Source organism: Methylobacterium trifolii, assembly GCF_022179685.1.
In the GTDB taxonomy this organism is placed as follows: domain Bacteria; phylum Pseudomonadota; class Alphaproteobacteria; order Rhizobiales; family Beijerinckiaceae; genus Methylobacterium; species Methylobacterium trifolii.
The window spans coordinates 1-11,032 of sequence record NZ_BPRB01000051.1 but is presented as its reverse complement, the minus strand read 5'-3'; the positions used below and the strand labels follow the sequence as shown (position 1 = coordinate 11,032).

General features: G+C 66.8%; 9 protein-coding genes. 2 read left to right on the top strand and 7 right to left on the bottom strand.

Annotated elements, in window-relative coordinates; genetic code table 11:
• A partial coding sequence (locus tag COGEMETH_RS04485) for an NAD(P)/FAD-dependent oxidoreductase (RefSeq protein WP_238181409.1) occupies positions 1–637 on the top strand: 637 nt, incomplete at its 5' end.
• A 393-nt stretch (positions 638–1,030) separates the two neighbouring features.
• On the opposite strand, the gene COGEMETH_RS04480 is transcribed toward COGEMETH_RS04485, so the two are convergent.
• The 6 genes from COGEMETH_RS04480 to COGEMETH_RS04455 all read right to left on the bottom strand — a co-directional run bounded on the left by COGEMETH_RS04480 (position 1,031) and on the right by COGEMETH_RS04455 (position 7,976).
• Positions 1,031–2,440 (bottom strand): amidase family protein, encoded by a 1,410-nt coding sequence (locus COGEMETH_RS04480; RefSeq protein WP_238181408.1) that lies wholly within the window; start codon positions 2,438–2,440, stop codon positions 1,031–1,033.
• A 51-nt stretch (positions 2,441–2,491) separates the two neighbouring features.
• Positions 2,492–3,193 carry a cyclase family protein gene (locus tag COGEMETH_RS04475; RefSeq protein WP_238181407.1) on the bottom strand — a complete coding sequence of 234 codons (702 nt, stop codon included), beginning with the start codon at positions 3,191–3,193 and terminating at the stop codon, positions 2,492–2,494.
• A gap of 80 nt (positions 3,194–3,273) precedes the next feature.
• Entirely contained in the window at positions 3,274–4,014 is a 741-nt protein-coding gene (locus COGEMETH_RS04470; protein WP_238181406.1) for an ABC transporter ATP-binding protein, read from the bottom strand.
• Positions 4,014–5,795: a branched-chain amino acid ABC transporter ATP-binding protein/permease gene (locus tag COGEMETH_RS04465; protein ID WP_238181405.1), complete on the bottom strand. Its 1,782-nt coding sequence runs from the start codon at positions 5,793–5,795 to the stop codon at positions 4,014–4,016. Before COGEMETH_RS04465 ends, COGEMETH_RS04470 begins: the two co-directional genes overlap by 1 nt.
• The gene (locus COGEMETH_RS04460) at positions 5,792–6,667 is read right to left on the bottom strand and encodes a branched-chain amino acid ABC transporter permease (RefSeq protein WP_238181404.1); all 876 of its coding nucleotides are present in this window, start codon (positions 6,665–6,667) and stop codon (positions 5,792–5,794) included. Before COGEMETH_RS04460 ends, COGEMETH_RS04465 begins: the two co-directional genes overlap by 4 nt.
• Positions 6,668–6,782: 115 nt before the next feature.
• Entirely contained in the window at positions 6,783–7,976 is a 1,194-nt protein-coding gene (locus tag COGEMETH_RS04455; protein WP_238181403.1) for an ABC transporter substrate-binding protein, read from the bottom strand.
• Between the two features lie 302 nt (positions 7,977–8,278).
• Here COGEMETH_RS04455 and COGEMETH_RS04450 point away from each other — a divergent pair, with 302 nt between their 5' ends.
• A complete protein-coding gene (locus COGEMETH_RS04450) occupies positions 8,279–9,265 on the top strand; it encodes a LysR family transcriptional regulator (protein ID WP_238181402.1) in 987 nt (328 codons plus the stop codon).
• Between the two features lie 64 nt (positions 9,266–9,329).
• Here the strand turns inward: COGEMETH_RS04450 and COGEMETH_RS04445 are convergent, their stop codons facing one another.
• Positions 9,330–10,796, bottom strand: a complete 1,467-nt coding sequence (locus tag COGEMETH_RS04445; protein WP_238181401.1) for a protein adenylyltransferase SelO — start codon at positions 10,794–10,796, stop codon at positions 9,330–9,332.
• Between the last annotated feature and the right edge of the window lie 236 nt (positions 10,797–11,032).

The following is an 11,032-nucleotide window of genomic DNA, read 5'->3' as shown; positions in this document are numbered from 1 at the left end:
TGGGCGCACCATCATCGTCGCAACCGGTGTCCAGTACCGGCGCCTGCCGATAGACCGGCTCGAGTCGTTCGAGGGCGCGGGCGTCTACTATGCGGCGACGGAAATCGAAGCGCGCTATTGCCGGAATGCGGAGACGATCATCATCGGCGGCGGCAACTCCGCCGGGCAGGCCGCGATGTTTCTCAGCCGCTCAGCCAAGCATGTTCGTCTCCTGGTGCGCGGTTCCTCGCTTGCGAACTCGATGTCGCGCTATCTCTCGAGCCGTCTGGAGGCGGACCCGGCGATCACCATCGACTATGGATGCGAAGTCAGCGCCCTCCATGGCGAGGATCGCCTCGACGCGGTGACGATCCGCAACGTGATGGATGGTACGGTCCGTACGATCTCGACCTGTGCCGTCTTCGTTATGGTGGGGGCGGCGCCGAACACCCGTTGGCTCTCTGGCCTCATCGAACTCGATGGTCACGGCTTCGTGTTGACCGGGGACGCGGTCGGCGCAGGCTCACCCTATGCGTCGTCGCATCCTGGGATCTTCGCGGTTGGCGATGTACGGGCCGGCTCCGTCAAGCGTGTTGCCTCATCGGTCGGTGAAGGCTCGGTCGTCATCTCCAAAGTCTGGGAGTTTGTTCAAACCTAATGTCTTTTATATTTTGTTGCGCAGACGATGAGTGATCTGAATGGCAGTTCGACCAGCAAGTAAATGCACTTTCCACCTTTGCCCTCGGAATGCGGACTTCAAAACAGAAGCGCCATTCAGGACCGAACTATGCCAAATCTTAGGTTCGCATCCGAATTTCGTTATTGATAAATGCTCAAACTGCTTAAGCATCCAAGTGTATTAAAATGGAAGCTACCGCTGTCGAGCGGTCGGCCAACTTCCGAGTATCGCGTAAGGCAAATCTACCTTTTGAAAATATGGATTAAATCACAATACGTATTTCAATTGTGATCTTAATATTGCTAAATTTGGCTTTTGTGGGTGAAATCCGAAGCTCCTTTGGGGCCGGCGCGACCTGCCGACATCCGAATGTCACGGCTTGGTTGCAGGACGAAGGTTGTAGCCCGCCGGATGCGTGCGTTCGATCGCGGCGGCAACGCGCACCACGTCCGCCTCTCCGAGACTGCGACCGACGATCTGGAGGCCGACCGGCATCCCGTCGGATGCGATGCCAGCACAGACGGAAGCAGCGGGCTGACCGGTGAGATTGAAGGGATAGGTGTAGAACGCCCAGGAGACGAGACTTCGATCCTCCAGGCCTTCGGGGATGTTTCGGCCCGCCTCCAGCGAAGATATCGGCAGGGTCGGCGAGAGGAGGAGGTCGTATCGGGAAAAGAAGCGCGTCATGCGGTCCCGCAGCGCGTAGCGCGCGAAGACGGTCTCGTAGTAGCCGCGCATCTCCTGGGCCAGGGCGGCATCGAGCACGTCGGCGACGCTCGGGTCCAGCAGGTCGCGACGGGTTTCCAGGACCTCGCGCAGCCGCGTTCCGATGCCGGCGTAGAACTCGGCAGTCCACAGATCGGCCGGGTCGGCGTCGAACACGGATTCGATCTCCTCGACGGTCGCGCCTTGATCGACGAGTGACGCGGCGGCGACTCGAGCGATGGCCGCGACCTCGGGAGCCGGACGCGCGTAGCCGAGCGTGGCGCTCCAGGCGATCCGGAGCCCGGCTACGGACGCCTTTGCCGCTCCGAGGAGGTCGGGCACGGGGCCGGCCACCGCGAAGGGATCGCGCGGGTCATGCCCGGAGATCGCCGTGGTCAACAGGGCCGCATCCGCGACCGTGCGCGCGAGCGAGCCGACATGCGCCAGCGTCGGTGTCGCCGAGGTCGGCCAGACCGGGACGCGGCCGAACTGCGCCTTGAGGCCGACGAGGCCGGTGAACGCTGCCGGGATGCGCAACGAACCGCCGCCGTCGGTGCCCAGCGCGAACGGCGTGATCCCGGCCGCCACCGAGGCGGCGGCGCCCGCGCTGGAGCCGCCCGGCGTCTTCGTGAGATCCCAAGGATGGCGGGTGATGCCGGTCAGGGGCGAGTCCCCCACCGGCTTGGCGCCGAACTCGCTGGTCGTCGTCTTGCCGATGATGATCGCGCCGGCCGACCGCAACCGTTCGACCGATGGCGCATCGGCGGCGGCGACGTTGCCTGCCATGGCGCGCGATCCCGACGCGAACGGCGCGTTGCCGACCGCGATCAGATCCTTGACCGAAACCGGCAGTCCATGGAGCAGCCCGAGGGGGCCACCGTGCATCACGGCATCCTCGGCTCGCCGGGCGGCGGCACGGGCCTCCTCCGGCATGATGTGGCAGAAGGCGTTCAGCGTGGCTTGGCTCTCCTCCGCGCGGGCCAGTGCACGCTCGGTGAGTTCCACCGGCGAGACCGCGCGGGTCACGACCAGCCGGCGCAGATCCAGCGCGGTCATGAAGTCGAACGCATCCGTCATCGGCCTGCTCCCGCAATGAGGCACGGCGCCCCGCAGGGCGCCGCGGATCGATCAGTCGTTGACGATGGCAAAGGCGCGCACCGGCGAGCCGGAGCCGCCCTTGAACTTCAGGGGCACGCCGAAATACTGCACCTCGCCCTTGCCCAGGAGTTCCTCCAGGTTCACGAGCCATTCCCAATGGCTCATACCGAGGTCGCGGCAGAGACGGTGCTGGGCGAAGACGTTGTCGCTGGGCTTGTCCGTCGACGGCCCCTCGACGCCGTGCATCTTCGAGCCCCGGTCATGCAGCCACCGCGTCGCCTCGGCGGTGAGGAGCGGGTTCTTCCAGACCGAGTCGAGGCTCGGGTAGTTGCGTGCGTGGAACCCGGTGCAGAGCAGGACGATGTGCCCGTCGACCGTCACGCCGCTCTTGGCCTCCGCCGCCTCCATGTCGGCGACGGTGATGTCGCCAAGGTCCGGGATGTGGCGCAGGTCGAAGCAGACGGCCTTGCCCATGAACAACTCCAGCGGCATCTGGTCGACGGGCTGGCCGTTCGGGTTCACGTGGAGGAAGGCGTCCACGTGCGTGCCGACATGGTCGAGCATCGCGATGAAATTGGTCTGGAAGGTCATCGCATCGCCCGGGACGCCGAGGTCGAGGGCAGTCGAGCTCTCGTGGCTGAGATGCGTGGTGATCACCGGCCGCTGGAAGAGCTTGTGGGCCGGCATGTTGTCCTCGATCAGGAGACTGAGGTCGATGACGCGTTGGGGCATGGCGGTTCCTTGTCCTGGGCGTGCGGGCGCGTTCGCGGCGCCGGGGCGCCGCGTCCGGGCGGGTTCACGGGAGGCCGCTCTCAGGCGGCTTTCTTCTTGCCGAGGAAGGTCTCCATGACCTCCGGATCGCGGGCGAGAGCCTCGCTCGGACCGTCCCGCACCACGCGCCCCTGCGCCACCACGTAGGCGTGGTCGGCGATGGCGAGCGCGTAGGAGGCGAGCTGCTCGACAAGAAGAATTGTGAGGCCCTGCCGGTTGAGGTCGCGCAGGACGCCGATCAGTTGCTCGACGACCCGCGGCGCGAGACCGAGCGAGAGTTCGTCGATGACGAGGAGGTCGGGTTCGGCCATCAGGCCGCGGGCGATGGCGAGCATCTGCTGCTCGCCGCCCGACATGCTGCCGGCCGGCTGGTGCAGTCGCTCACGCAGGCGCGGGAACAGGGCCAGCGCCCGCTCCAGCGTGGCCTTCGCGCGCGGCGATTTCAGGCCGCCATGGACATAGGCGCCCAGGATCAGGTTGTCCTCGACGCTCTGGTCGGGGAAGAGCAGGCGCCCCTCCGGAACCATGACGAGGCCGCGGGCGACCATGGCGTGGGCGGGACGGCGCGTGACGTCCTCGCCCTTGAACAGGACGCGGCCGCCGGAGGGCCGCACGAGACCGGTCAGCCCGCGCATCAGCGAGGTCTTGCCGGCGCCGTTGTTTCCGATGACGGCGACGAGTTGGCCGCGCTGCACATTCAGGCTCGCACCTCGCAGAGCGGTCGCCGCGCCGTAACGGACCTCCAGGTCCTCCACCGCGAGCAGGGGGCCGGTGTCGGCCATCAGGCGGCCTCCTCGCCGAGGATCGTGGACGGACCGCCGAAATAGGCCTCGATCACCCGCGGATCGGCCTGCACCGCCTCCGGACGATCGCTGGCGATGATCTGGCCGTAATCGAGCACCGTCACGGTGTCGGCGACCGCCATGATCAGATCGACATGGTGCTCGATGAGGAGGACCGAGACCCCGAGCCCGGCGATCCTGCGGATCATGTCTTCCAGTTCGTCGATCTCCTGCGTCGTCAAGCCGGCGGCGGGTTCGTCGAGGAGGAGGAGCCTGGGCCGCGTGGCGAGTGCGCGGGCGATCTCCAGGCGGCGCTGATGGCCGAAGGGGAGGAAGCGCGCCTCCTCGTTGGCCACGCCTGAGAGGCCGACGAAGTCGAGGAGGCCGATCGCGGCGGCCCGGCAGGCGGCCTCCTCCCGGCGGAAGCGGGGAGTGCGCAGGATCGCGCCCGGCAGGCCGTAGGCGAGATGGCTGACGCCGCCCACCATGACGTTCTCCAGCACGGTCATCTGGCCGAACAGCTCGGTGTTCTGGAAGGTGCGGGCCAGGCCGAGCCGGGCGATGCCGTGGACCTTGCGGCCGGCGATCTCGGTCCCGTCGAGATGCACGGAGCCCTCGCTCGGCTGATAGAATCCCGAGATCGCGTTGACGAAGGTCGACTTGCCGGCCCCGTTCGGGCCAATCAGGGCGTGGATCTCGCCCGGGGCGACCCGGATGGTGGCCGCGTCCAGGGCGGTGAGACCGCCGAAGCGCACGGTGAGCCCGCGCGTCTCCAGCGTGGCGGGCGAGCGGCCCGCTAGGGTCTGGGCGACGGACGTGCCCTCCGCCGCATCGACGCCGCGCGGACCCGGACGCAGGCGGATGTAGAGACGGCCCAGCGTGCCCAGGATGCCTCCGGGCAGACCGAACATCACCGCGAGCAGCAGGGCGCCGTAGGCGAATTTCTGCCACTCGGCGAAGCGCTGCAGGACCTCCGGCAGATATGTGAGGATGAAGGCCCCGAGCACCGGGCCGAAGGTCGTGGCCGCGCCGCCCAGGATCACCATCAGCAGGAAGCGGACCGAATCTGAGAAGGTGAAGATGTCGGGGGAGATGTAGGCGTTGAGGAAGGCGTAGAAGCTGCCGGCGATCCCCGCCGTCACGGCGGCGACGGCGAAGGCGAGTGTCCGCAGGCCGGTGGCGCCGATGCCGAGGCTGCGCGCGGCGGTCTCGCTCTGGGACACCGCCAGCATCGCCCGACCGTAGCCCGAATGCTTGAGGTTGTGCGCCGCGAGCGTCGCCAGGAAGAGCGTGACGGCGAGGACACCGTAGAAGGCGAACCCCGAGAGTGCGTATCCGAACAGATTCGGGCCCGGGATGCCGGTGAGTCCGGTGGTGCCGCCGGTCAGAGCCTGCCACTCGATGGCGACGTTCTCGACGATGAGGCCGAAGGCGATCGTCACCACCGCGAGGTAGACGCCGCGCACCCGCACGCTCGGATAGGCGAGTGCGGCGCCGAACAGTGCCGAGACGACGGCCGCACCGAGGCTCGCGAGGATGAGGTCGAGGCCGAGCCGGATCGCCAGGATCGCGCCCGTATAGGCGCCCAAGGCGAACAATCCGGCTTGGCCGAGGGATACGAGGCCGGTGAGGCCGACGAGGACGTTCAGGCCGACCGCGATCACGCCGTATATCAGGAACAGCATGAACAGGCGCAGCTCGTACTCGTTGCCGGAGGTCATCGGCACGGCAACGAGGACAGCGGCCAGCAGGGCGAAGCCGAGGGCGTGGACGGCCTTCATACCTTGAAGATCTCCCGGCGGCCGAACAGACCCTGAGGGAAGGCCAGAAGGACGAGGATCATCATGCTGAAGCCGACGATCTCGCGGGCGGCCGTCGAGATGTAGCCCTCGACGAACTTCTCCATCACGCCGAAGGCGAGGCCGGCCAGCACCACGCCCGGCCCGCTGGTGATGCCGCCGATGATGGCGACCGCGAAGCCCTTTAGCCCGAGCAGGACGCCCATGCTGGCGGAGACCTGGATCACGGGGGCGACGAGCACGCCCGCGCCCGCGCCGAACAGGGCGGCGAGACCGAAGGACACCATCACGATCCGGTCCACGTCGATGCCCATCAGGGCGGCCGCCTGCCGGTTGTGGGCTACCGCCTGCATCGCACGTCCGACGAGGGTGCGCCGCTGCATCAGGTGCAGGCCGGCCATGGCGAGGACCGCCACGACCGGGATCGCGAGTTCCTGCGGGTAGACGCCCGCACCGAAGATCGAGATGGCGCTCGCGACGCCCGGCGAGGGCAGCGGGCGCGAGAAGCCTCCGGACTGCATGGTTGCCAACGACTCCGCCATGATGCCCACCGCGATCGTGGTGAGCATCCAGCCGATCGAGGCGTTGGCGCCGATGAAGGGCCGCACCGCGAAGCGCTCCAGGGCGATGCCGAACAGGGCTCCCGCCAGGATCGCCAGGAGACAGGCGATCGGCAGGGGCAGGCCGGCATCGACGCCCATCACGGCCAGCACCGCGCCGATCATCAAGGTATCGCCGTGGGCGAAGTTCACGGCCTTGGCGGCCGACCACATGATGTGGAAGCCGAGGGCGACCAGGGCGTAGATGCCGCCGATCGCGAGGCCCGAGAGGGTGTATTGCAGGGCGGTCGTCATGGCTGTCGCGATGGCCTCCCGTGCGGGCCGTCCGGCGAGATCGGAACGGTCGGGGCCGGCCCGACCGCACCGGCCGAGGAGGTCGGGCCCGGCGCTGTCCGGTCGGTTCGTCGTGTCAGTTCGTCTTGCCGTAGGGGGTCTGCGCGATCGGCAGCAGCTTTCCGTCCGACCAGACCGTCAGCTTGTAATAGCTCGGCAGGATCGCATCCTGGCGCTCAGGATCAGTGGCATCGAAGGCGGGCTGATACTTGGCCACCAAGCCGTCGTGATTGACCTGGTATAGGGCCTCGCGGACCTTCTTCCAGTCGTAGGCGCCCGCCTTCTCGATGGCCTGCGCCACGATGTAGACGGCGTCGTAGGCATTGGCGATGCCGGAGCCCATCTTGATCTGCGCGGGGTCTTTCAGGCCGTACTTGGCCTGAATCTTCTGCCAGAGTGCCTGGCCGCGCGGGTCGAGCTCACCCATGAAGCTGTAGGTCTGCACAACCTCGACGCCGTTGGCGAGCGGGCCGGCAAGCTCGCCGAGATTGCCGGCGATGCCCCAGGCGCCGATGATGGTGGGCTTGTAGCCGACCTTGTCCATCGAGCGGATGAGCTGGTTGCCTTCGCGGTCGAGCGCCCAGAACAAGGTCACGTCGGCCCCTGCGTCGCGTGCGCGGATCGCCTGGGGTGTCATGTCCTGGTCGTTCCAGTTGAAGGTTTCGGTGGCCACGAGTTCCTTCCCGGCCTTGGCGATCGCGGCCTTCACGTCCGGCACGGCGCCGTTGCCCCAGCCGGTATTCTCGTAGAAGAACGCGATCTTGCCCGTCTTGGAGACCTTGGCGGCCTGCTCGACGAGGAAGCGGGCAACCCATTTGTCCTTCGCCGAGACGCGGAACATGTAGTTCGGACTGCGCCCGTTCTCGATGGCCTGGGTGTTGGCGGCGAGCACGCCGACGAAGGGAATGCCGATGGCATGCACGGGCTCGACCTGCGCCACCGAGACGGTGGAGTGGTAGCCGCCGAGAATCACCACGCACTTGTCGGCAAGCGCGATGCGGCGCGTGTTGTCGATGCCCCGCGGCGGCGCGCCCGCATCGTCGTACTGGACGAAGCGCAGCGGTTTTCCGAGTACGCCGCCCTTGGCGTTGATCTCCTCGATGGCGATCTCCGCGCCCATCTTGATGGCCTGGCCGCCGAAGGCCGCAGGGCCGGTGATCGCCGCGGAATTGCCGATGCAGGCCTCCTGCTGCGCCCAAGCCGCGCCGGGGAGCGAGAGAACCAGGGGCGCAGCCACGACGAGCCCGCGCAAATACTTGTGCGCATCCATGAGAAGATCTCCGATTGCCTGATACCCGACCAGACTGCCGCCCGATGCCCATTCGGCGCGGATGAAGGTAGGCAACGAATAAAGCACACATCAAAGACCAATTTCCGATACAAGCCATCGTCAAAACCTATCGGTAAATTTCATAGGCTCTAGAAATTAGGTCTCGAAATTTTCAAATCACTGAAATCGTTGATCTAAATTAAATTGAATGCGCATAGTTTGCGCAGATTGCTCTCCGTCATAGCAATTTGACATCGCAGGCGTGTTCTACGGATTGCAGTCGAACCTTAGGTGGGATCGCCATGGACCTTCGTCAGCTCCGGTACTTCGCGCAGATCGCGGAGAGCGGAAACGTGTCGCGCGCCGCCGAGGTGCTGCGGATCGCGCAGCCCTCGCTCAGCCAGCAGATGCGCAACCTGGAGGACGAACTCGGCGTCGCGCTCCTTGTCCGCCACGCACGCGGGGTCACGCCGACCGAACTTGGGCTCAAGTTCTACGAGCATGCCCGGCGCATCCTGCAGGAAGTCGAGCGGGCCAAGGAGATCGTGCGTTCGCAGGCGACGAGCCCGAGCGGGCGCATCTCGGTCGGCCTTCCGACTTCCGCTTGTCGGGGCCTGTCGCTGCCGCTCTACCGGACGATGTCGGACGTGCTGCCCAACATCAGCCTGCATATCGTCGAGGCGATGACCGGGACGCTCGACGAATGGATTCAGTCCGGGCGCTTGGACGTCGCGCTGCTCTACGATCACAAAGCGTTCGAGCACGTGGCCTGGACCGAGATGATGGTCGAGGACCTGATGTTCATCGTGCCGGCCGGTCACGCACTTGCTTCACGTTGCGAGATCTCGTTTAGGCAGGTTTTCGAGCAGGCCCTTCCGGTGGTGCTTCCGGGTCGCCCGAACGTGCTGCGGGCGGTGATCGAGCAGATCGCAGCACGCCACGACGTCACGCCGACCGCGACGGATTGCGAGAGCCTGCCCGCCATCGCCGAACTCGTCCGCGCCCAGGCTTTTGCGGCGATCATGCCGCATTTCGCCTTCGCACCGGAGATCGAGCGCGGCGAGATGGTCGCTGTCCCAATCGTGGACCCGACCCCGTCTTGGCGCCTCTCGGTGGTGGTCTCCCAGCGCACCTTGAACGCCCGCGGCAGCGAAGCCGTCGCCGGGATTCTCGCGAGTGTGATCGGCGATCTCGTCGAGCGCTCCGTGTGGCGCGCTCGCCTCAAGCCGACGGACCGGCCGAACTCGGCTAGAGCGCAAGCGGGCGCTACATATCCCCCAAGACGCTAAAGCCAAAACGAGGCTCGGATTCCGTCCCAAAAAATCCCGTTCACAGGATGCTACCAGTGCGCGCTCACGTTCCGCAGTACGTACGGTAGCCCGCACCGCCGTCCTCAGGTGCTTCGGCGTAATGCGCGTGGCTGGGCTGGTCCTCGTAGGGCCGGGACAGCACCGAAAGAAGCTCCTCGAACGGGGCGAAGTCGTCCCGCTCCACCGCAGCCTCGATCATCGCCTCGACGCGGTGGTTGCGCGGGACGAAAGCCGGGTTGACGGTACGCATCGCGGCGGCCGTCACGGCAGGAGCCTGCGCCCTCAGTCGTTCTCGCCAACGAGGGACCCAGGCATCGTAAGCCGTCGGGTCGACGAACAAGTCGCGCACCGTCGTATGGGCCTCCGGGCGCTCGGCCGCGTCGCACAGGCGTCGAAATGTCAGGGTGAAGTCCGCCTGGTTCTCGGCCATCCGCGCGAGGAGGTCGTCCGCGAGCGCGACGTCGCCTTCCGAGGCTCCGGACAGCCCGAGCTTGCGCGCGAGGCCGCCGCGGTAAGCCGCTTCGAAGCGCGGCTTGAAGGCGGACAAGGCCGCCTCAGCCTTGACGACTGCCGCATCCTCGGTCCCGAGCAGCGGTAGCAGGGCTTCTGCCAGACGGGTCAGGTTCCAAAGCGCGATGCCTGGCTGCTTGCCGTAGGCGTAGCGCCCGCGGGCATCGATCGAGCTGTAGACCGTGCGCGGGTCGTAGGCATCCAGGAAGGCACAGGGGCCGTAGTCGATCGTCTCGCCGGCCACCGACATGTTGTCGGTGTTCATCACCCCGTGGACGAAGCCGACGTTGAGCCAAGCCGCCACGAGGTCGGCCTGGCGGGCAACAATGCCTTCGAGCAGCGCCAAATAGGACTCCTCGGCACCCAAGGCCTCGGGGTAGTGCCGGACGATGGCGTGATCGGCCAGGGCCCGCAGCGCATCGACGTCATCTCGGGCCGCGAAGAACTGGAAGGTCCCGACCCGGATGTGGCTGGCGGCCACGCGGGTGAGGATCGCGCCGGGGAGCAGGGTCTCGCGTACGACGCGCTCGCCGGTCGCGACGGCCGCGAGCGCTCGGGTCGTTGGGATACCCAGGGCGGCCATGGCTTCACTGACGAGGTACTCGCGCAGCACCGGCCCGAGCGCTGCGCGGCCGTCGCCGCGCCGGGAGAACGGCGTCGGGCCTGAGCCCTTGAGCTGGATGTCGCGGCGCTGCCCGTCGCGGTCGATGACCTCTCCGAGGAGGACGGCGCGCCCGTCGCCGAGCTGAGGCACGAAGTTGCCGAACTGATGACCGGCGTAGGCGGCGGCGATCGGCTCGGCTCCATCCGGGACACTATTCCCGGCCAGCGCCGTCACACCTTCGGGACCGGCGAACCACTCCGCGTCGAGGCCAAGGTCCACCGCGAGGCCGCGGTTGAGGTGGATCAGGCGCGGGGCAGCGACGGGAGTGGGGGCGCGCCGCGCGAAAAAGCGCTCCGGCAGGCGGGCGTAGCTGTTGTCGAACGGTATCGGGGTCATGAACGAGACCTATGAGCGGTTGGCTCGGCGAACAAGCGTATCGTGACGCTGGCCTGCCCCCATTCGGCGGTCCAGCTTCAAAGGTAGTGCATCGCCGGTCGCGTGACGATGGTGGGGCGTGCGATCGGTATTGATCCGTTCGGTGCTTCAGGCCAGATGACGACCTCTGGCGCAGGAGGGGGCGGTAGCCGAGCGAAGAGTGCGGCCGAATGGTGTAGTACAACCTGTCACCCCAA